We start from the raw sequence: 19,349 nt of genomic DNA, 5'->3' as shown, positions 1-19,349 counted from the left end.
ATTTGTTTCGTACGAAAATATTCCTACCTTTGATTCATCATGAGTGAAAAAGAGCAGACTAAGCAATTTGAGCCTACCAGATCTGAGTTAGAGATACTACAGGTTTTGTGGGAGATAGGCCCATCAACAGTACGCGCGGTTAACGATGAGCTGTTGAAACAAAAGGAGGTAAATTATACAACCACGCTAAAACTGATGCAAATTATGGCCGATAAACGCATCCTTACCCGCGATGAAAGCCAGATGAAACATATTTACAGCGTGGCCGAAGAGGAACAAAAAACCAAATCGCACCTGCTGGATAAGTTTGTTGATTCGATGTATAAAGGATCGGCCAGTAAGCTGGTAATGCAATTGCTGGGCAACAAAAAAACAAGTGAACAGGAACTACAGGAGATAAAGGAAATTTTAAGAAAACTGGAGGAATAAACCATGAACTACCTGGATCAGTTATTTCCCGCCGGCTTTACGGCAGCTTTAAGCCATATGCTGTTGCATTCGCTTTGGCAAGGTGTTATATTGGCTGTTATCACTGGCCTGATATTGGTTTTTACCCGAAGAGCTACCGCCGCAAAGCGATATCAACTGATGATTGCTGTATTAATGCTGTTTGCGTTAACCACGGCCGCTACATTCATTTGGGAAATAAACCAGGGTTCATCCAGGTCGGCCACCGTAGGAGTAAATGCTCCACAAGAAACATCGTTGGTATTTCAAACCACAAGCCCAACTGGTATAACGCAAGGTTCTTGGGTAGATGCAGGGATAAATTATTTCAATAGTCATACCCAGGTTATAGCATTAGTTTGGTTTTTAGCGGTATTAGCCCGCAGTTTACAACTATTAACTGGTTTGCAGGGATTGTATTATCTAAGACGCCGGTCTTTAGTTAAAGTAGGTGAATACTGGGAACAGCGTGTTGCACAATTGGCACAAAGACTGGGAATCAAACAAATCATCGGCATTGCCGAATCTGGTTTGGCCAAAGTTCCTATGGTGATAGGCCATTTAAAACCCTTGATCCTTATCCCGGCCGGCCTGCTTACCGCCTTGCCCCCCGCCGAAATTGAGGCTATCCTGGTACATGAGCTGGCTCATATCCGCCGGAGGGATTACCTGGTTAACCTACTGCAAAGTTTAATTGAAATCATTTTCTTTTTCAATCCGGCTGTATTATGGCTTTCGGCACTGATCCGTACCGAACGGGAGAATTGCTGTGATGATATAGCTGTAAATCAAACCAGTAGTAAAATGAACTACATCAGGGCCCTGGTAAGCTGCCAGGAATACCAGCTATCGGCCCCGGCCTATGCCATGGCGTTCCCGGGTCGGCATGATAAATTAGTAGATAGGGTTAAGCGAATGGTATCGGGCCGTAACCATACGCTCAATGTTCGCGAAAGATCGGTTTTAGCCATTGTTTTACTGAGTGCAGGTTTATTGAGCATAGCATTTACCAATGCCAAAAAGATAGATCGTGTTTTAGGGCTCAACAGGCAATCAGTGCACCATACCGTTAAAGTTGCTGAACAGGGCTTATTACATTTGTCGCAAGCTGCAAAAAAACAAGATCCGATTAAAGCCCTCCAGGCAATCCAGGCAACAGCAAATAAGATGAATTCATCACTGGTAACGGATACTACCGCCAAAACAAAGGTTCCTGGAAAGTTGAGAGGCATTGCAAGCAGTCACAACGGCGGTTTAGATACCTTAAAGGGGAATTTAGGCAAATTGAGCGGCCGGCCTGCACAACAGGGAGCGATTGCCGGCCCGGATTCTACTGGTCAGGCCCAAAAGTTGGGCGGAATAAAACTGGGTTTAAGCCCGCTATCGGCCACGGCGCAGCCCAATGGTTATAATAATATCTATAAGTCGGGTTATAATGCTGCACAGGCTGCCTATAAATCAAATCCCTATGGTAACCAATACAAGCAGCCTTATCAACCAGATAAAGAACCCTCTGTAGATGATAAAGTGACTGCCGAACTGATCAAGGACGGCCTTGTAGATGGTAGGGATAAACAATTTTCCTTTAAGCTAAGCCAGTTGGAAATGATCATTGACGGTGTAAAGCAGCCTGATGACGTTTTCCAAAGATACAAGCAGAAATTTGTGCCCGCTACAGGTAAAAATCAGTGGACGTTGTATCATAATTACGACACCGACACCAAAGTAACAACCAAGCAATAACATACTACTATACGTTAAATTTTAAGTCATCACATGATGAACATGGATAACTATTGCCTTTTTTTTTGATGAATTAGATCGATAAAAGAACAGATCACCCCATAAAAAACACCTAAAACATTACAATATGAAATTAAAAATTGCTGCCTTTTTAGCGGCCTGGCTTTCTGTTGCTTCAACTTTGGCAAATGCGCAAACAGGCTTAACCCTGAGTGGTAAAATTAATGGTGCTGATGGTAAAGCATTAGACGGCGCAACAGTTTATTTGCGCAATGCCGCCGATTCGGTATTGATTAAAAGCGCGGCGGCCGATGGGAAAGGAAATTACCTGTTTATCAATTTGAAGGCAGGGTTGTATAAGGTTTCGGTTAATATGATAGGCTATCGGTTTTACAAAAGCCAGCCCATACAGCTTGATCAAAACCTGGTGATGCCCGATATTGTTTTGCAGCAGGCAGGGAAAGAGCTTGGGGAGGTAACTGTTGTGGCCCCAAAGCAGCTTGTTGAGCATAAGATAGATCGAACCGTGGTAAACGTAAGCGCGATGAGCGGCAGCGCGGGCAGTACCGCGATGGATGTGCTGGAACGATCGCCCGGCGTAATGGTTGACCAGAATGGAGCCATCAGCTTAAATGGCAGCGGTACGGTGAAGATCTATATTGACGATAAGCCAACGTACCTTTCGGGTATCGAGCTGCAAAACTATTTACGGTCGCTATCAGCTTCAAGTATCGACCAGGTTGAACTGATGACCAATCCTCCGGCAAAATATGACGCGGCGGGCAATGGCGGGGTGATCAGCATCCGCATAAAACGGAATAAAGCTCAGGGCTTTAACGGCGGCTTAAATTTGAACTACACCCAGGGTCGGTATGGCAAAACCATCAACAGCTTTAACTTTAACATGCGCCAAAATAAGTTTAACATATTTGGCAACCTGGCATATAGTACCTATAACTCGTTCAATGACCTGGATATTAACCGGTACTTTTTAAATGATGACGGCAGTGCGGCGTCTAACTTTTTGCAAAACTCCTTTATTCGTCGTAACACCAAAAATCTTAACCTCCGTTTAGGTGCCGATTATTATGTATCAGACAAAACCACTTTTGGTATTGGCGTTTTTGGTTTGTATAACCCCGGCAATATCAATACCATCAACAACAGCAGGCTGCTTGATGCCTCCAATGTTTTAGATTCGACTATTAAAGCAGATAATAAAGAGCATATCAACTTTAAAAATGGTACTATCAACCTAAATTACCGTCATCAATATGATAAAAAAGGGCGCGAACTTACGTTTGACCTCGACTATTTAAATTACGATAACAGCACCCGGCAATCTTTTTTAAATACAGGTTTTTTGCCCGATGGTACTCAGATCAGCACCGATTTGCTGACAGGCAACCTGCCCGAAAATATCCGTATTTATACTGCCAAAACCGATTATGCGCATCCGCTGAATAACGGCGTGAAATTAGAAGCCGGGTTAAAAACCAGCTTCACCAAAACCGATAACATTGCCAACTATTATTATACGGTTGATGACGTTACCAGTCCGGATTATGGCAAAACCAATCACTTTATTTATAAGGAGCAGATAAACGCAGCCTATATCAACGCCAATAAGGATTGGAAACGGTTTTCGGTACAGGTGGGGTTGAGGTTTGAAAATACCATATCAACCGGGCATCAACTTGGCAATGTACAAAAGGCCGATTCCACATTTAAACGAAACTATAATGGTTTGTTTCCAACGGTATACCTGCAATATAAACTGGATACCGCGGGCAATCAAAGTATCAGCCTGAATTATGGGCGCAGGATTGACCGGCCTTATTACGAGGATTTGAACCCATTCCTGTCGCCGCTGGATAAATTTACTTACTATACTGGTAACCCATTCCTGAAACCATCCTACACCAACAACCTGGAGTTTGCCTACAATTGGAAAAATGTTAAAGCATCCTTAAACTACAGCAATACCAAAGATGACGTAAACGAAACCATCGAAATTGTAAATGGCATTTATTACAGTCGTCCGGGTAATTTGGGGAGCATTACGGTAAAGGGTGTTTCTGTTGATGCTGGTTTTGATTTAACCAAATGGCTTAACCTGCATTTGTTTACCAGGGCAACCAATATCCACTCGGTAAGTGATTTTTATACGGGCAGGCTTAATACCAGCGGGACATTCTTTTTTGGCCGGTCGGTGTGGAAGTTTACGCTGCCTGATAACTGGACAACCCAGTTGGAGGGAGGTTATCAAAGTAAAATCACCAACGCCCAGTTTGTTTCCTCAAGCCGGGGGCGGGTAAATATTGGCGCAAGCAAAAAGATATCGTCAAGCTTAACAATCAATGTATTGGCCAATGATATTTTTTACACCTTTAATAACGGCGGTCAGATCAACAACCTTACAAACACCCGGGCCAATTACCACAACAACGGCGACTCGCGCAATGTGGCTTTAACGCTCAGTTATCGCTTTGGTAAAACCATTGCAGGCTTGCGCAAGCACGAAGCCAATGGTGCCGAGAGTGAACAGAACAGGGTAAAGAACTAAATTAAAAGCCCTTCCTGGTTATAACCGGGAAGGGCTTGCTACTTACTTTTGAAACTGATTGTTTAGCAGTTGTTCCCAGTCTTTGGCTTGTAGTTCCAGCTGTTTCAGGGCCATTTCATTATCCATAAATTGTTCGTAAAATGGAATGCTGCAAACCAGGCGGTTAACCGGATCGGCCACTTGCAGGATGATAGATCTAACGGAGTTACCATTCATGCTTTTGAGTACATAGCACCGCGCGGCATTGTTTAAATCGTTAAGCACAATGCCTTCCATCGAACCAAACAACAATGTTTTACCCGCTTGTGCCCAACCGATGATCTTGTTACCCAGCAATTCGGTACGGGTTAAGCTTAGTTGGTAGTCATTTGCAGCGGTTTGCAACTTTTGATTTAAGGCGGCTATTCGTTTTTGTTTTGATTTCCTGGTGATGATCACCACTGGTATAATTACAATAGATAATAAGATGCCCGCAACCAGGGCATTTTCTGTTATATGGTTCATGCTGATAAATTAAAATTGATAAATACGCTTCAATAAAAGCGAAAGAATAAAATTAGATGATCAGCAGGCTTTACCAGAAGCCATGAAAAGGGAAGAGGATAAGCCGGTAAAACCGGGATGTTGGTACTGTTAATTGGCTGCTTAAATGAAGATCTGTAACCGGTGTTAGGTTAGTCCGGGTACCCGAAGTTAAGCAAGCATCGGCCTGTACGGTAATTTGCAATGCCGGCAAATGAATTTCGGCACTTGTTTCGGCTATCAGCTGGTTATGTTGAACGCTTTGTTTAACACTTGCCTCACGCTGGGTTTTGGAACCCTGCCCATCCGCGGAAACCGCATACACTCTCAATCCGCTTAATTGTAAAGCGAAGAACAGGGTTATCAGCAGTAAAGGCTTCACGAGCTTAGATAGCATTTTACAAAGATAAGCATTTTAAAGTTTAAGAATAGGATAGGGCCGTGCCAAAACCAGGTCAAACGCATCTAATTGGGTTAACATAACTTAACATATTTTAGATAAAATACATCGTAATTACATAATAATCAGTATTTTGTATTTTGACATGGTTAACACTAAACTGATGTGTCGCGCAAGTTACGCGCATCCAAATATTTGTGCCTGTTGTTGGCCAATACAAGTCCCTTCGATACCAGGATCATTTAACCAGGACCAGGCAATAAAAACAAAGTATTGTTTGATGCTTATATCTTCCCTACGCCATAAGCTTATTCCATTAGTTATTATTAAATAAAAGTTTATGCCAAACAGCAATGAAATCAAGTTCTGATTGAGGTGGCAATTCATTGCCGTCCCATTTATGGGGCGGAAAATAGCACTATAACATAAAGGCTTTGGCCAAAATTAGGTGATAAGTTTTTAAAAGCGACTTTCCTGCACGCGGGAATAACTCGGGCAACAAAAAAACGTTTACTAACAAATAGGCTGTTTTACAGCATCAAAATATTGTATATGTTTATCAGATGAAATTTAGCGAAGCTGCAGGCCTGCACAATAGACAAAACATCGGTTGGATCAATAATTTGCGGTTGATAGCCATGTTTGCCGTAATTGTGTTGCATACCACTTCGCCGCTCTTATTTGCTTTTAAAGGCACGCCATTAAAAGATTGGGTCACCGGCGATATTTATAACGCATTGGTCCGTTTCGCGGTGCCGGTTTTTGTAATGATCACGGGTGCTTTGTCGTTGAACCGCGAATATGAATTGGGCGATTTTCTGAAAAAACGTATCGGTCGGCTCATTCTGCCATTCATCTTTTGGAGCCTGGTTTATATAGGTTACCGCCTGTACAACGAAGAGATCGCCTTTACCATGAACATTTGGGCCGATACCAAATTTGTATTGCACCAGCTAATCAGCGGAAGTTATTACCATTTATGGTATGTATATGAGCTTATGGGCTTATACCTGATAATCCCCGTGTTAAGCAAATTTGTGCAAAATGCTACCGAAAGGGAGTTGTTATACTTCCTGGCTATCTGGTATTTAACCATGGTTATTGGCACGCCGTACTTAAGCAAATTCAATGCTGCTATTGATGTTCATAATTTCACAGGGTATATCGGTTACCTGGTATTGGGTTATTACCTTGCCTATAAACAATTTAGTTTTCGTGCGCTGCCCGTTGTTGCCGGTTTGGTATTTATCGGTTTGGTGGTTTTGATTGCCAGTGGTACTTACTACCTGCAAATGAAATATCATGAATTAAAAACATTTTTTTACGAACCCGTTGGCCCGGTTGTGGCGGTATTTGCAGCAGGCGCTTTATTGATGGCCAAACACACCAAAGTTCAGCTCAATGCTAAAGTAAAAAGCGCTTTCGATAACGCATCTAAATATACATTAGGGATTTACCTGAGCCATGCCCTTATCCTTAATATTTTTGACTTATTGGATATTAACTATACTATCTTTTCGCCCGTGATCAGTATCCCGCTGATAGCATTGGCTTGCTTCCTGTTATCCTGGCTTTTAATTTATCTGATGAGTAAGATCCCTGGAGTAAAATACCTGGTGGGTTAACGCATCGAAACAAACGTGAGCAAAATCAAAAAATCCCCGTTTCCGGCTACCGTGTACCCACATTTTTTTGTTAAGGAAAATGTCATTTCGATAGAGCGAAGGAGGGGAATGAGCGAGGTGCGAAAGAGAAATCTTGTACGCCTTGCATGACCGAATGTCTGCTTTTACAAGATTTTTCGCTGCGCTCAAGAGATAGTTTCTCCTCACCTCCGGCGCGCAATCCCACCCCTTGTTCGTCGAAATGACAACGTTTTTATTGGGAGAGTAGGGTTTAACAAGATGTGGGTACACGGTAGGGGATACGTTTTTATAATTTGTCGATAGCTTCCTGTTCCCGCAGGGCCGCGATATTGTTTTTATCGCTATAGCTTTCAGTTTGGCTGGCAAAATCTTCCAGAATGGCTGCAATGGTATCAAGGTTATCTGCAACACGCTGGTGCATTTCGGGCAGGTCTTTTTCCAGGCGCTTATCGCCAAGCTCTATATTGTCAACCTCAATTTTGGCCAGTTTGGTTATAATGGCCTGCTGGCTGTTCTTTAAGTCTTCCAGTTCATGGACAATTTTTTCCATCAGTCCGAATTTCTTTAACTTATCCATAGTAGTATGTTTTTTAATTTTTAATATATAAGCTTAACTCCAAATAATAAAAATTGTTTAGCATTTGGATATTTCATCTATAACTAATAATTTAGTTGATATGAAAAATGCCGTCATCTTTTCCTTATTTATGTGTTTGTTAACACCTGTTTTTGCACAGCAATCATCAAACGCCACCGATGCCTTGTTGTTAGATTATTACCAGAACCAACGCTTTGCCGAGGCTGCCGATTTGCTCAGGAAAACATATCCCGAACCGGTAACTGATATAAAGGTATTAAGTAAGCTGGCCTACACGTCAAATATGGCCGGGAAGCTGCCCGATGCAGAAGGGTATTACCAAAGGATGTATGCAATAGATTCAACCAATACAGGTGTTTTGTTTAGCCTTGGGTCAATCAATCTGCGCAGGGGGAATAATGTAAAGGCCGAAATGTATTATAAGATCCTGGCACAAAAGGATACCACCAACTTTTTAGTGTTTAAACAGCTGGCTAAAATAGCCCAGGATAAAAGTGATTTTGAAGGCATGGTGGTTTATCTGCAAAAAGCCAATAAGTTAAATCCGGCCGAGCCCGACGTGGCGTCTGACCTGAGCGATATTTATGTTAACCTGAAACTGCTTGACCAGGCCGAAAAAGTACTTAGCGGTGCTATAAACCAGGATCCTGAAAATATAGTTTTATTACAAAGTCTGCTTAAACTATCCTATGCCGAAAAGAAATATGAACTGGTAAAAACTACCTGCTTAAAACTGATAGCGGCAGGGGCCGAGAATGGGTTGGTTTTAACCAAACTCGAATCAGCTTATTATAATTTAAAAGAATATGAATGTAGTATCGATGCCTTTAAAAGGATCCCGGAAATTAACCAATCCGAAACGAGTTATTACATAGCCGCGCTTGATTATAAAATGCTTAAAGATCAGTCGGCATGTATTGAAAACCTGGGTAAGGCAATAGAAGCCGGTATTTCGCCCAACATCAGCGATTACTACGCCGAAATGGCCGATAGCTATGATGTGAAAAAGAAATTTAAAGCCGCTATTTTTGCCTATCAAAAGGCCTTACAGTTTGATGAAAAGCCCATTATTTACTATTTGATGGCCACCGTGTACGACGATGAACTCAAAAACAAAGCACAGGCTGTAAAATACTACAAAAAGTTCATGAGCAGTAAACTAACCGATAAACAGCAAAAGTATGTAGCTTACGCGCAGGCCAGGGCCAAACAACTTTCTAATTAGCGGTTCATTAAACGGGCCACGTACTTGCCTATAATATCAAACTCCAGGTTAACTACCGAACCTTCGCTTACGTTGTGCAGGTTGGTATGTTCAAAAGTGTAGGGGATAATGGCTACCGAAAAGCTGTTAGCCTGTGAGTTTACCACGGTAAGGCTAATACCATTTACGCAGATAGAACCCTTTTCAACGGTTACATTGCCATTGGCGGCGTCATATTCAAAAGTATACTCCCAGCTGCCATCAAGGGTTTTAAAAGCGGTGCATATGGCAGTTTGGTCAACATGTCCCTGTACAATGTGCCCGTCAAGGCGGGCATTCATTTGCATGCAGCGTTCCAGGTTTACAGGTTCGCCAACTTTAAGGTGGCCAAGGCTGGTTTTATTTAGCGTTTCTTCAATGGCGGTAACGGTATGGAAGCCATCACCAAGGGCAATAACGGTTAAACAAACACCATTATGCGCAACCGATTGATCGATCTTTAACTCGTGCGAAATGGCCGATTCAACTGTGATATGCAAATTACCCTGATCGTGTTTCAGATCGGTGATCTTTCCTAAAGTTTCTATTATTCCTGTAAACATGAAGCTGTATGATCCCTTATTGGGATTCTTTATTGCAACAAAGCTAAAATATTACGGCGGGTTGTTTGTCAGCCTAAGCTTAAATTATTTGAAACTGCTGGCCAGGTCAAAACGTTTGTTGCGAAGGTCTTTACCGCCTTCTATCACCGATTTTAGATTAGCCAGGTAAAACACCCAGCCTGTTTGGCATTGTACATAAAGGTTTTTGGCGGGGTCGCTTTCTTCGGGAATGTTTTCCTGGGTGAGTTCAACAATGGTTAGCCCCAGTTTTGTTTGAATATCAATGGTAACAATGCTGCCGCCCGAGAAGGTGAATTTGAGCAGATCTGTGCCGTTATTTTCCAGCACCTGGCCGCTTTCAAAGTTTGTATCATCATAACCATGCCAGTACCAGGTGTAAGTATCTTCTTTTTTTATAAATTCATCCTTATCGCGCAGCCGGCCCGCTATGGCAAAAAAATCGGCCTGGCGTAAAAACCAGCTTTCAAGTCCTGCCGGTGTTGCCCAGGCCTGGTAAATGCTCCGTACGTCGGTATCAAAATCCGCAGTAATTTTAAATTTACTCCATCTTTCGTCTGCCATGATCTTATTTTTTGGGATTTGGGTTCGATATAAAAATAACAAATATTAGTTATGCTTGTATTAATTGCAATTAAAATTTAGCCATGCCCAAACAAAGCGCCGGAATCCTCTTATACCGAAAATCAGACGATCAGTTACAGGTTTTCCTGGTGCACCCGGGAGGCCCGTTCTGGAAAAACAAAGATGAAGGCAGCTGGTCGATCCCCAAAGGAGAATATGAAAGTGACGAAGAACCATTAGATGCTGCCAAACGCGAATTTTATGAAGAAACAGGGCAATATATTGATGGGGAGTTTTTAGCATTATCGTCCATAAAACTCAAAAGCGGTAAGCTCATACAAGCCTGGGCGGTTGAGGGCGATATTGATCCACATCGTATTAAAAGCAATTTATTTGAAATGGAATGGCCGCCTAAATCTGGCAAAAAACAATCATTTGCCGAGGTGGATAGGGGCGATTGGTTTAGTGTGGAAGAAGCTAAGGTGAAAATGAATGCTGCCCAGGTAGCGTTACTGGATGAATTGGCAGAAGTAAAAAGGAATGTTTAATTACCGTTTTGAGCGGTAATGCCTCGACTTATAATAGTAAAAAATAGCCCGATTTTTGTCATGTTGAGTTTTAAAATTTCGTGAAATTTTGAAGGTAGATTGACAATATAAAGCTATGTCATTGCGAGGCACGAAGCAATCGCGAACTGTGCAGATTCGCCGTGTAGGGCATGCGATTGCTTCGTACCTACGCATGACGTTTTGTACTTTACACAAACATTGGCTTTGAACGCGGGCGAAGACTCACCCGACGAGGCTACGCCCGCCACCCTCTCTCTTCACCTGCGGTGGAAAGAGGGGTTTTAGTAGTTAATCGATTGATTACAAGTAATATAAATACAAAAAAATCTTCAAAACCCTCTTTCCGGCGAAACCGAAGAGGGTGCCGCGCGTAGCGCTGGCGGGTGAGTCTTCGCCGCCATGCGATCTGCGTCATTCCACCTTCACAGCCTGCGGATTTTATAACTTATAATGACGTCCTTGTAAGTTGTTGATTTTCAATATTGTTTTTTGTAGAGACGCATATTTGCGTCTCCCGTGTGCAAATCCAATTAGCAAATCAGTATGCATATCGGCCCTGCAAATCCGCTCTGTATAGTTGGAGACGCAAATATGCGTCTCTACGAAAAGCCTTACTTGTTGCACATCATCATTGCTTTTTTCAGGTTTATCCTGATGGATACTCGCAATGACATGGTGGATTTGTCATGGATACGCTTGAAGGATCTTCTTCGCTATAAAAGTCTGCTATGAGCAGGGCGAAGAAGATCCTTCGTTCCTACCCATGACAAGTCCACCATGTCATTGCGAGGCACGAAGCAATCGCATGCTATACAGGGCGGATTTGCATAGTTCGCGATTGCTTCGTTCCTCGCAATGACATAGCTTTATATTGTCATTCCACCTTAAAAATTTAACGAAATTTTACAACGCAGGATGACAGCCCTTTTTGTTACGTCATTTTCCCCTTCAAAGTCATGACAGTAGATGAGGCTAAATCTGCAAAATTTTCGTATATTTGCATAACAAACGGAAAATTATAGCTATTTCCTCATAGCCACCCACTCGTCAATTGTTTATTGATCAGGTTTCATTTTTATCCCCGCTGATACCGTTGCTGCCCGGACTTTAATTGATGTGATCCTCTTCATATATTACCCGATACCGAACGTTAGTTCCGTTGATTTTGATTGATGGCGGTGAATACCAGGAAAAGCGCATTGTTTAACTAAATTTTGATAAAACATGGCTAAATCGCAGGCAACCTTCATGAAAAAGCAACTCGAAAAAAATCGTCAAAAAAAGAAAGAAGATAAAGAACAGCGTAAATTAGAACGCCAGCAAAACGGCGGCGGCAGCGATCTGGAAAGCATGATGGCTTACGTTAATGAATTTGGCGAAATTGTATCTACCCCTCCCGAAAAGAAAGTATAATTTCTTTTCGTCTTACAATATTATGTAGTGTGACAATTGAATGTTTACACTACATAACAAATTGTAACCCGCAGGTAATCAATCCCAAACCTGCCTTGATAAATTCTGCATTTTCTGATTGAACCTTTTTGATTTTTAATTGTCATACATCAATATTGATAATTAAAAACCTATGAAGATCAACTTATACCTGGTAGCGCTGACGGCATTAATGGCGTCCTGTACAGGAAACATTAGCAGCGACAGCAATGACACTTCGGACATAAAAATTTCCCCGGGCGATACACAATTAACCAGCGCCCCTGGTTCGCCGGCTGTAAATATGCAGTATTGCTTTTTTCATACCGATGGTACACAGGCACAGGATACTACCAAAGTAAGCATGCTTATTAACGGCGACAAAGTTACCGGAAATATGCAATGGCTGCCTAAAGAAAAGGATGCCCGTAAGGGTACATTAACAGGTACATTGAACGGCAACGCCATTAAAGCTTTATGGACATTTAACCAGGAAGGCCGCGCAGATACCATGAGCGTAGAATTTCAATTGCGCGGCAACGCGCTTGCACAAAAGCCTTATAAATATGATACAAAGACAGATAAAGAGCAAACTAATGCCGCATCTGATTATAAAGTGATTTACAATATGACTAATTGTAAGTAATTTTTTAAATTCGATTAAAATATATCTGAAGAAATGAAAACCAGGGACACCAGCATACTATACCTTGTATTAGGTTTATATACATTAATGATCAGTTGGCATTATAACCATTCGCCCATTTTATTGTTGATTCATTATCTTATTTGGCCCGTTTATTTGATCTATGAATTATTGATAGGTCACCTGGCGCATGGTCTTTGGAAAAGCATCCCGCTGGGTTACTTTAATTAATACGCCAGTAAATAAATTTATCGCTATTTAAAATGCCCGACTGAAAGTTGGGCATTTTTTGTTAAGGTTTAGCTGTGGCTTGCGGCTACTACGCAGGCAGCTGTATTGCTTTCGCGTTTAACCACGTGTTGCATTATCCGTAAATGTGCGCTTGCAATAGCGTAATGGCCCTTCGTTGCTATTTATTGCCAATACCCACCTTTGAAATACAGATCAACGCTGCACTAAACAATAAACATCTATCGGTACGTAAATATTACCGCATTGGTAACTTAAACAGGATTCTACATCTACCTAAAAATAAAAGCGGCGGCAAATATCATCACCGCCGCTTTGTTTATTTAAGCTTTTTCAACAACAACAGCGGTGCCATAGGCCAGTACTTCGGTGATGCCCTGCATTACTTCATTGGCATCATAACGCATATTGATAATGGCGTTTGCGCCAATAGCCTGTGCGTGCTGGATGAGCAATTGGTAGGCTTCTTCGCGGGCGTTTTCGCAAAGCTCTACGTAAATAGAAAGCCGGCCGCCAAAAAGCGACTGAAAACCACCTGCGATATTGCCCAACGCACTACGGCTACGTACAGTAATGCCGCGCACAACGCCCAAATGCTTAACAACACGATAGCCATCTAAGCCGGTGCTGGTTGTAATAAGTGATGTATCCATTTTAAAATTGATTAATTATCATTTAGAGTATTGAAACCATTAAATGTTACGATAGATCAGTACCGTATGATCCCTGCCTCATTAACAACAATTTCTTTTGATCAATGGTTTTAAACAGATGCGGTAAGCTGTTTATTTGTACTTACACAAGTAAGAACTTTGCACATGCGATTTTACTTTGAAAGATGTATTGGCTTCAACTTCAAATGATTGGCCGGCTGTAAATGACTGCCATTCACTTTCGCCCGGTAGCAAGGCATCAAGCTGGCCTTCAATAACGGTCATGGTTTCGTGGCTTGATGTGCCAAATTTATATTCACCTTTTTCAATTACACCAATGGTGCTTTTACCTTGGGCACTGGTATAGCCAAGCGACTTTACCGAGCCTTCAAAATATTCGTTTACGTTAATCATGTTTATAATTTATGGGGCTAATATGCCTAAATAAAACTACTTGGCACCAAAATATCAGCACAAAACAGCCTATGCAAAAAATGCCGAATGTTAAAATATGTGAAAAAATTAACTTTGGTTGTAATTATTAATCTGCAAAGAGCGTTATTTGCATAAAATATGCAAAGTGCAATAGCACAAACTTTATATATGAGGAAAATTCAACTTATTGTTCTGTTACTTATCCCGGCTATATACTTCCAAAGCTGTAAAAAAGACGTTGTTACTTCTGCTTCTACCACATCTGATAAAATATTGGCTGCAAACATCAATGGTGTTGAATGGTATCCGGATACGGTTACAGCCAGGATTTTCTTTAACCCTACAACCAAGGTGAAAACCTTTTCGGTATTTGGTTCGGTTGATAATAAACAAGTTAGGTTTAGTCTGAATGTGCCTAACAGTACCAATACCAACAGTTTTCCTGTGGCTACTGTTTTTAAAGTTGATGATACCGGCAAACTGAACATGGCTTATTATACTTTGCAAAGAAACGATGCCGGCCAATACGTTTATGTACAAACAGGCACTGTAGAAAATGGCTCAGGTACGGCTACTATTACCTCAATAGATACCGTTAAAAAGGTAATAACCGGTACTTACTCATTTACATCAAAAAAGGTTAATTATGATGCCAACGGTAATTATGTATCAATAGAAATAGCACAGATCTTGTTGGGTACTTTTGATAACTTACCATATACTTTTGGCGACAACGGTCAATAGTTACTCTTCCCATAATATTATCTTAAAACACAAAGCCCTTCTGTTTAATAACAGGAGGGCTTTGTGTTTCATAACATTTGATGTTGTACTATTAATAGCCCGGCTTTGTAGGCGTAGGTGTTGAAGGTGTTGGTGTAGGTGTTGGACTTGGGTTTGGTGTAGGCACCGGTGCCGGCGTAGGCGTTGGGTTTGGTGCAGGATTTGGTGTTGGGGTAGGTGTTGGTACCGGAGCCGGATCTGTTGGCGTAGGGTTTGGAGCTGGCGCAGGTGCAGGTGTTGGTGCAGGGGTTTGCGGCAGCTTCGGTGTCTTTTTCTTTTTACCAGGAATGGTATCTGTAACCATTACTGCCTTTTTTATATGAAGTTGATTGTGTTTTGGTTCATCGCCGTTTTTACTGCCGGCGGCAAATGCAACTGAGCACACAAATGTAAGTGCCGCTAAGGTTGCTGTTACTCTTAAATTTTTCATAATATATTTTCCTTTAATTATTGAAAATTAACTATAGGTATAACCTTAGATAGTGCTAACAGTTTTTTTTAATTCACATAAGTTTTAAGTTGCTGCTTGTAACTCCTTATTATGTAGTTTTTTATGATTGATTAGACCTGTAATCAAAACAATAAGTTACCTAAAAGCATTAAGGAGCATATGGCCTCATCAAACAAGTCTATTTATGCCGCGCTGGCGGCAAATTTGCTTATTGCTTTAACCAAATTTGTTGCGGGCTTTTTTAGCAATAGCGCGGCCATGATAGCCGAGGGGGTGCATTCTGTTGTTGATACAGCCAACCAGGTTTTGCTGCTTTTTGGATTAAGGCAAAGCCGTAAAGAACCCGACGCCACACATCCCTTTGGTTACGGTAAGGAGCTTTATTTTTATTCATTCATCGTTTCTATCCTGATATTCGGGCTTGGTGGTGGCGTTTCCATGTTCCAGGGCATCACCCACATTATGCACCCCGATAAACCTGGCGATCCTACCTGGAGCTATGTGGTGTTAGGCATTTCGGTAATATTTGAAGGTTCGTCTTTTATTATAGCCGCAAAGGAGTTCAATAAGTTGCGCGGTGGTTTATCCTGGTGGCGGGCTATCACCAAAAGTAAAGACCCATCAACTTTTTTGGTTTTGTTTGAGGATAGTGCGGCTGTGATCGGTTTATTCATTGTAGCTATCTGTTTATACCTGGGGCACACGTTTCACATCGATTACCTTGATGGATTGGCATCGTTGCTAGTAGGCATCCTGCTTATTTGTGTATCGCTGATACTGGCCCGTGAAAGCCGCAGCCTGCTCATGGGTGAGGGGATAGGTACAGCAACAAAACAACGGATTACCGAAATTGTGGAACAGGATAAAGATGTGATCAAGCTGATGCATATCCTATCTACCTATCAATCACCCAACGAGATCGTGTTGATGCTCATCATCGCGTTTAAAACTGATCTGGATGTGCTTTCCTTAGATAAAACCATTGTGCGCCTGCGCAACCAGATCAAGGATGAGTATAACCTCATTCATTTTGTGATCATACAGCCCGATACTTTTTTAGGTAAGGTGAGTCACAATGTGCAGTTATACATTTGAGTGTGTTAAATACGCCGAAATTGCTTAATATGCGTCACCAAACCATTTGCTATCATGTACAACAATCAGCCGCTTAACCTCGATTCAAAAAGTATTTTACGATCAACCCTTATTATTTATTTCGCGCTGCTGGCCGGGCAGCTGATGTTTGTTGTGGTTACCTTTTTGGTAAATACCAACCCAATTCATTTAGATCTGGTAAATGAAAAGAAAGATATCCTGTTTTATTTTGTGCCTGGTTTTGCACTGTGTTGCGCGTTTGCAGGGATATTTATTTTTAAGAAACTCACGGCGGCTTACCGGCAAAAGAGTATGGCCGGGAATTATTCATTGTCAGATAAGCTAAGATTTTTCCAAACGGCGATAATCGTCAGATCGGCATTATTTGAAGGAGCGGCGTTATTTGCCATTGTAAATTTTTTGCTTGCCGGTAATCTGCTTTTCATTATTGTGGCGGTTTGTTTAATGGTTGTTTATTTAACACTCCGGCCAACCGTTGACATGGTTGCAGATACGCTTCAATTAAGCTACGATGAAAAGCTTGAATTGGAAAGATAAGGTACGTCCATAGCAATGATCTGTGCTTTATAAGCCTTTGGCAGCAAAGCATTGCGCAAAAAGGTCTCTACCTTAATTAACCGCAAAAGTTTGTAGCCCCAAACTATTGCCTGTAACCAGGGTAACCAGCCCAGGTTGAGCCGCTTGCGTACTTCTTTGGGTGCAACCAATAGTTGGGCTTGCTTTAACACCCTGTAACGAAGCGAGCCAAGATGCTTTTTATACTGTAAGTAAAGGTCAACTGTAAATTCGCTGTTGATCAAATTTTGTTGCAGATGCTCTTCGCGCATTTGAAGGTATTGCGTATAGTTTTGAGGTAAGCCGGCCAGGTGCATCCTAAGGCCTACCTTATTAAAAACATTAAAAGTTTCTTCCTTTTCGGCATCGGTAAGCTTGCGTTCCAATAATTCGTAAGAGCGAATGGATAGGTCGATCAATAAAAACAATACATCCCGGTATGCCCAATCCGGGATTTGCCCGCCGCGGCTGTTTTCTACACCTTTGTGGATGGCGTTGATCCTGTCAATCGCTTTAAAGGCATCCTCTTGCTTGGAGAAAAGGATCTGCCTGGAATATTCTACCGTGGAAAATAATCGACCTAATGGGTCGGCAGGCAGCCTGCCGGTAAAATATAGCCAGTCTACCGCTTTATTTAAAGCAAATTCAGCAGCAGCCCCTGCAAAAATGAACAGGATGGTATCGGCCTTGCCCCATATCTTCCGTACTATAGAGTCTTCGCTTACAAAATATTTAATCCCACTCATATTTTTGTACTTTCTGCTTTTCTAATCATTTCAATACCTAACCTTTGTTAAATTTTGCAATAAAAGTACTTTGTTTTACAAAGTAAAAGATAATTTATTACAAAAGCAATAAGGGGAAGGCCATTATCAGAGAAATTGCTTTTAAACGGAATAATTTATTTCGCGCAAAGACGCTAAGGCGCAAATCAATTTGCTTATTTTCCTTTGCTTCTTAGCGTCTTTGCACGAGAAAATACGCTACTTAATAGCAACAAGACATAGTTTAATGCAATTGTGTCATATAAACCACAACAAAATTTTAGAGGTAATTCCCTGGGGCTATTATGATATATTTGATCATGCAAAAATCCGAACTTGAAAAAATGGTAGCAGGGGAACTTTACAATGCCGGCGATGCCGAACTGGTTGCCGGTCGTTCAAAATCCCGTAAGCTTTTGATGCAATACAACGCCCTTAGCTATGGTAATACGGACGGTAAGCGTGCTGTTTTGAAAGAATTGCTTGGCGGCTTTACCAATGCCATTGATATCCAATCGCCGTTTTATTGCGATTATGGCTTTAATATTTTTGCCGGCGATAACCTGTTCCTCAACTTTAACTGTATTATTTTAGACTGCGCCAAAGTAACCCTTGGCAACAATGTGTTTATGGCGCCCAATGTGCAGCTGTACACCGCCTATCACCCGGTAATAGCATCAGAACGCATTAAAGGCCCGGAATACGCGGCACCAATTACCATAGGCAATAATGTTTGGCTGGGCGGTGGTGTAATTGTTTGCCCCGGCGTTACCATTGGCGATAATACCACCATAGGCGCGGGCAGCGTGGTTACCAAAGATATCCCGGCCAATGTGGTAGCTGTTGGCAACCCTTGCAGGGTGATCAAAGAGATTGAGCCCTAATAAGTTGCGGGGAGTTGTTCGATTTTAAATATTCATTCGTTATTTTTGATAGGTATCATTAGTAAAGATGATTATGAGTGATCTAACAGGTAAGCCGGCATTCAGCATTAAAGGTCTTGCCCCGTATATTCACGTTTTTGATATGCCCGTTGCGCTTGCCTTTTACCGGGATGTGCTGGGTTTTGCCATAAAATATTCCTCGGGCGATGGCGACGATGTGGATTGGGTACTGCTGCAACTAAACGATATTGAGTTTATGCTAAATACGGCCTATGAAAAAGAACGCCGGCCTGCCGCGCCCGATCCGGCACGCATTGATGCCCATGCCGATACCACTTTTTATTTTAGCTGCCGAGAAACAGATGCCTTATATGCTCATCTGCAAAGCAAAGGTGTTAAAGCTACTGAACCCTTTATAACCGGCTACGGCTTTAAGGCCGTTTACCTGAAGGACCCTGACGGCTATCAGCTTTGTTTTCATTGGCCGGCGGAGTGATATTTAT

23 protein-coding genes are annotated in these 19,349 nt (G+C 41.8%); 14 read left to right on the top strand and 9 right to left on the bottom strand.

The genetic code is table 11. The features are described 5' to 3' along the window. Positions 1 to 39: 39 nt before the first annotated feature. From FHS10_RS09155 to FHS10_RS09145, 3 genes are all read left to right on the top strand, one after another. Entirely contained in the window at positions 40 to 429 is a 390-nt protein-coding gene (locus FHS10_RS09155; RefSeq protein ID WP_259089584.1) for a BlaI/MecI/CopY family transcriptional regulator, read from the top strand. 3 nt (positions 430 to 432) lie between these two features. Beyond that, positions 433 to 2,190, top strand: coding sequence for a M56 family metallopeptidase (locus FHS10_RS09150; protein WP_259089582.1), 1,758 nt, complete (start codon positions 433 to 435; stop codon positions 2,188 to 2,190). Positions 2,191 to 2,317: 127 nt separating this feature from the next. Next, the gene (locus tag FHS10_RS09145; protein ID WP_259089581.1) at positions 2,318 to 4,756 is read left to right on the top strand and encodes a TonB-dependent receptor; all 2,439 of its coding nucleotides are present in this window, start codon (positions 2,318 to 2,320) and stop codon (positions 4,754 to 4,756) included. Between the two features lie 42 nt (positions 4,757 to 4,798). Here the strand turns inward: FHS10_RS09145 and FHS10_RS09140 are convergent, their stop codons facing one another. Next, positions 4,799 to 5,260 carry a hypothetical protein gene (locus tag FHS10_RS09140; protein ID WP_259089579.1) on the bottom strand — a complete coding sequence of 154 codons (462 nt, stop codon included), beginning with the start codon at positions 5,258 to 5,260 and terminating at the stop codon, positions 4,799 to 4,801. A gap of 70 nt (positions 5,261 to 5,330) precedes the next feature. Beyond that, positions 5,331 to 5,675 (bottom strand): hypothetical protein, encoded by a 345-nt coding sequence (locus tag FHS10_RS09135; RefSeq protein WP_259089577.1) that lies wholly within the window; start codon positions 5,673 to 5,675, stop codon positions 5,331 to 5,333. Between the two features lie 566 nt (positions 5,676 to 6,241). On the opposite strand from FHS10_RS09135, the gene FHS10_RS09130 reads away from it, so the two are divergent. Continuing rightward, positions 6,242 to 7,303: an acyltransferase gene (locus tag FHS10_RS09130; RefSeq protein ID WP_259089576.1), complete on the top strand. Its 1,062-nt coding sequence runs from the start codon at positions 6,242 to 6,244 to the stop codon at positions 7,301 to 7,303. A 307-nt stretch (positions 7,304 to 7,610) separates the two neighbouring features. Here FHS10_RS09130 and FHS10_RS09125 read toward each other — a convergent pair whose 3' ends face one another. Continuing rightward, the gene (locus FHS10_RS09125) at positions 7,611 to 7,901 is read right to left on the bottom strand and encodes a hypothetical protein (RefSeq protein ID WP_259089574.1); all 291 of its coding nucleotides are present in this window, start codon (positions 7,899 to 7,901) and stop codon (positions 7,611 to 7,613) included. 100 nt (positions 7,902 to 8,001) lie between these two features. On the opposite strand from FHS10_RS09125, the gene FHS10_RS09120 reads away from it, so the two are divergent. Beyond that, positions 8,002 to 9,147 carry a tetratricopeptide repeat protein gene (locus tag FHS10_RS09120; RefSeq protein ID WP_259089572.1) on the top strand — a complete coding sequence of 382 codons (1,146 nt, stop codon included), beginning with the start codon at positions 8,002 to 8,004 and terminating at the stop codon, positions 9,145 to 9,147. On the opposite strand, the gene FHS10_RS09115 is transcribed toward FHS10_RS09120, so the two are convergent. Together FHS10_RS09115 and FHS10_RS09110 are read right to left on the bottom strand one after the other, a co-directional pair. Continuing rightward, entirely contained in the window at positions 9,144 to 9,728 is a 585-nt protein-coding gene (locus tag FHS10_RS09115) for a riboflavin synthase (RefSeq protein ID WP_259089571.1), read from the bottom strand. The two genes, FHS10_RS09120 and FHS10_RS09115, sit on opposite strands and share 4 nt — an antisense overlap. Before the next feature lie 84 nt (positions 9,729 to 9,812). Beyond that, positions 9,813 to 10,310, bottom strand: coding sequence for an SRPBCC family protein (locus FHS10_RS09110; RefSeq protein WP_259089569.1), 498 nt, complete (start codon positions 10,308 to 10,310; stop codon positions 9,813 to 9,815). An 83-nt stretch (positions 10,311 to 10,393) separates the two neighbouring features. Here FHS10_RS09110 and FHS10_RS09105 point away from each other — a divergent pair, with 83 nt between their 5' ends. The 4 genes from FHS10_RS09105 to FHS10_RS09090 all read left to right on the top strand — a co-directional run bounded on the left by FHS10_RS09105 (position 10,394) and on the right by FHS10_RS09090 (position 13,187). Next, positions 10,394 to 10,858, top strand: coding sequence for an NUDIX hydrolase (locus tag FHS10_RS09105; RefSeq protein ID WP_259089568.1), 465 nt, complete (start codon positions 10,394 to 10,396; stop codon positions 10,856 to 10,858). Between the two features lie 1,245 nt (positions 10,859 to 12,103). After that, on the top strand, positions 12,104 to 12,292 hold the full coding sequence (locus FHS10_RS09100; protein WP_259089566.1) for a hypothetical protein: 189 nt from the start codon (positions 12,104 to 12,106) through the stop codon (positions 12,290 to 12,292). A 172-nt stretch (positions 12,293 to 12,464) separates the two neighbouring features. Further along, positions 12,465 to 12,956 (top strand): hypothetical protein, encoded by a 492-nt coding sequence (locus FHS10_RS09095; protein ID WP_259089565.1) that lies wholly within the window; start codon positions 12,465 to 12,467, stop codon positions 12,954 to 12,956. A gap of 33 nt (positions 12,957 to 12,989) precedes the next feature. Then, positions 12,990 to 13,187: a hypothetical protein gene (locus tag FHS10_RS09090; RefSeq protein ID WP_259089564.1), complete on the top strand. Its 198-nt coding sequence runs from the start codon at positions 12,990 to 12,992 to the stop codon at positions 13,185 to 13,187. 341 nt (positions 13,188 to 13,528) lie between these two features. Here the strand turns inward: FHS10_RS09090 and FHS10_RS09085 are convergent, their stop codons facing one another. Continuing rightward, entirely contained in the window at positions 13,529 to 13,858 is a 330-nt protein-coding gene (locus FHS10_RS09085; RefSeq protein WP_259089563.1) for a YbjQ family protein, read from the bottom strand. A 132-nt stretch (positions 13,859 to 13,990) separates the two neighbouring features. Next, entirely contained in the window at positions 13,991 to 14,272 is a 282-nt protein-coding gene (gene ppnP / locus FHS10_RS09080) for a pyrimidine/purine nucleoside phosphorylase (RefSeq protein WP_259089561.1), read from the bottom strand. Positions 14,273 to 14,461: 189 nt separating this feature from the next. Here ppnP and FHS10_RS09075 point away from each other — a divergent pair, with 189 nt between their 5' ends. After that, positions 14,462 to 15,037, top strand: coding sequence for a hypothetical protein (locus FHS10_RS09075; protein ID WP_259089558.1), 576 nt, complete (start codon positions 14,462 to 14,464; stop codon positions 15,035 to 15,037). Between the two features lie 91 nt (positions 15,038 to 15,128). Here FHS10_RS09075 and FHS10_RS09070 read toward each other — a convergent pair whose 3' ends face one another. Then, on the bottom strand, positions 15,129 to 15,506 hold the full coding sequence (locus FHS10_RS09070) for a hypothetical protein (RefSeq protein ID WP_259089557.1): 378 nt from the start codon (positions 15,504 to 15,506) through the stop codon (positions 15,129 to 15,131). Positions 15,507 to 15,686: 180 nt separating this feature from the next. On the opposite strand from FHS10_RS09070, the gene FHS10_RS09065 reads away from it, so the two are divergent. Then, on the top strand, positions 15,687 to 16,622 hold the full coding sequence (locus FHS10_RS09065; RefSeq protein ID WP_259089555.1) for a cation diffusion facilitator family transporter: 936 nt from the start codon (positions 15,687 to 15,689) through the stop codon (positions 16,620 to 16,622). A gap of 54 nt (positions 16,623 to 16,676) precedes the next feature. Beyond that, a complete protein-coding gene (locus FHS10_RS09060; protein ID WP_259089548.1) occupies positions 16,677 to 17,180 on the top strand; it encodes a hypothetical protein in 504 nt (167 codons plus the stop codon). Here the strand turns inward: FHS10_RS09060 and FHS10_RS09055 are convergent. Continuing rightward, positions 17,150 to 17,944 (bottom strand): oxygenase MpaB family protein, encoded by a 795-nt coding sequence (locus FHS10_RS09055; RefSeq protein ID WP_259089547.1) that lies wholly within the window; start codon positions 17,942 to 17,944, stop codon positions 17,150 to 17,152. The two genes, FHS10_RS09060 and FHS10_RS09055, sit on opposite strands and share 31 nt — an antisense overlap. 338 nt (positions 17,945 to 18,282) lie before the next feature. On the opposite strand from FHS10_RS09055, the gene FHS10_RS09050 reads away from it, so the two are divergent. Both FHS10_RS09050 and FHS10_RS09045 read left to right on the top strand, forming a co-directional pair. Continuing rightward, positions 18,283 to 18,846, top strand: a complete 564-nt coding sequence (locus FHS10_RS09050; RefSeq protein ID WP_310504183.1) for a sugar O-acetyltransferase — start codon at positions 18,283 to 18,285, stop codon at positions 18,844 to 18,846. A gap of 73 nt (positions 18,847 to 18,919) precedes the next feature. Beyond that, positions 18,920 to 19,342 carry a VOC family protein gene (locus FHS10_RS09045; protein ID WP_259089546.1) on the top strand — a complete coding sequence of 141 codons (423 nt, stop codon included), beginning with the start codon at positions 18,920 to 18,922 and terminating at the stop codon, positions 19,340 to 19,342. Positions 19,343 to 19,349 lie beyond the last annotated feature (7 nt).

Origin of the sequence: Mucilaginibacter dorajii, assembly GCF_024808255.1 — a bacterium.
GTDB lineage: Bacteria > Bacteroidota > Bacteroidia > Sphingobacteriales > Sphingobacteriaceae > Mucilaginibacter > Mucilaginibacter dorajii.
Note: the sequence above shows the minus strand (reverse complement) of the source record. Positions and strands in the feature narration are given on the sequence as shown.

Bases quoted from the DNA above. Each gene is read 5' to 3' on its own strand.
- FHS10_RS09110 (WP_259089569.1), bottom strand. From the start codon at position 10,310: ATGGCAGACGAAAGATGGAGTAAATTTAAAATTACTGCGGATTTTGAT.
- FHS10_RS09095 (WP_259089565.1), top strand. From the start codon at position 12,465: ATGAAGATCAACTTATACCTGGTAGCGCTGACGGCATTAATGGCGTCC.
- FHS10_RS09085 (WP_259089563.1), bottom strand. From the start codon at position 13,858: ATGGATACATCACTTATTACAACCAGCACCGGCTTAGATGGCTATCGT.
- FHS10_RS09075 (WP_259089558.1), top strand. From the start codon at position 14,462: ATGAGGAAAATTCAACTTATTGTTCTGTTACTTATCCCGGCTATATAC.
- FHS10_RS09155 (WP_259089584.1), top strand. From the start codon at position 40: ATGAGTGAAAAAGAGCAGACTAAGCAATTTGAGCCTACCAGATCTGAG.
- FHS10_RS09130 (WP_259089576.1), top strand. From the start codon at position 6,242: ATGAAATTTAGCGAAGCTGCAGGCCTGCACAATAGACAAAACATCGGT.
- FHS10_RS09150 (WP_259089582.1), top strand. From the start codon at position 433: ATGAACTACCTGGATCAGTTATTTCCCGCCGGCTTTACGGCAGCTTTA.
- FHS10_RS09070 (WP_259089557.1), bottom strand. From the start codon at position 15,506: ATGAAAAATTTAAGAGTAACAGCAACCTTAGCGGCACTTACATTTGTG.
- FHS10_RS09055 (WP_259089547.1), bottom strand. From the start codon at position 17,944: ATGAGTGGGATTAAATATTTTGTAAGCGAAGACTCTATAGTACGGAAG.
- FHS10_RS09135 (WP_259089577.1), bottom strand. From the start codon at position 5,675: ATGCTATCTAAGCTCGTGAAGCCTTTACTGCTGATAACCCTGTTCTTC.
- FHS10_RS09120 (WP_259089572.1), top strand. From the start codon at position 8,002: ATGAAAAATGCCGTCATCTTTTCCTTATTTATGTGTTTGTTAACACCT.
- FHS10_RS09100 (WP_259089566.1), top strand. From the start codon at position 12,104: ATGGCTAAATCGCAGGCAACCTTCATGAAAAAGCAACTCGAAAAAAAT.
- FHS10_RS09140 (WP_259089579.1), bottom strand. From the start codon at position 5,260: ATGAACCATATAACAGAAAATGCCCTGGTTGCGGGCATCTTATTATCT.
- FHS10_RS09060 (WP_259089548.1), top strand. From the start codon at position 16,677: ATGTACAACAATCAGCCGCTTAACCTCGATTCAAAAAGTATTTTACGA.
- FHS10_RS09090 (WP_259089564.1), top strand. From the start codon at position 12,990: ATGAAAACCAGGGACACCAGCATACTATACCTTGTATTAGGTTTATAT.
- FHS10_RS09065 (WP_259089555.1), top strand. From the start codon at position 15,687: ATGGCCTCATCAAACAAGTCTATTTATGCCGCGCTGGCGGCAAATTTG.
- FHS10_RS09050 (WP_310504183.1), top strand. From the start codon at position 18,283: ATGCAAAAATCCGAACTTGAAAAAATGGTAGCAGGGGAACTTTACAAT.
- ppnP (WP_259089561.1), bottom strand. From the start codon at position 14,272: ATGATTAACGTAAACGAATATTTTGAAGGCTCGGTAAAGTCGCTTGGC.
- FHS10_RS09045 (WP_259089546.1), top strand. From the start codon at position 18,920: ATGAGTGATCTAACAGGTAAGCCGGCATTCAGCATTAAAGGTCTTGCC.
- FHS10_RS09125 (WP_259089574.1), bottom strand. From the start codon at position 7,901: ATGGATAAGTTAAAGAAATTCGGACTGATGGAAAAAATTGTCCATGAA.
- FHS10_RS09145 (WP_259089581.1), top strand. From the start codon at position 2,318: ATGAAATTAAAAATTGCTGCCTTTTTAGCGGCCTGGCTTTCTGTTGCT.
- FHS10_RS09115 (WP_259089571.1), bottom strand. From the start codon at position 9,728: ATGTTTACAGGAATAATAGAAACTTTAGGAAAGATCACCGATCTGAAA.
- FHS10_RS09105 (WP_259089568.1), top strand. From the start codon at position 10,394: ATGCCCAAACAAAGCGCCGGAATCCTCTTATACCGAAAATCAGACGAT.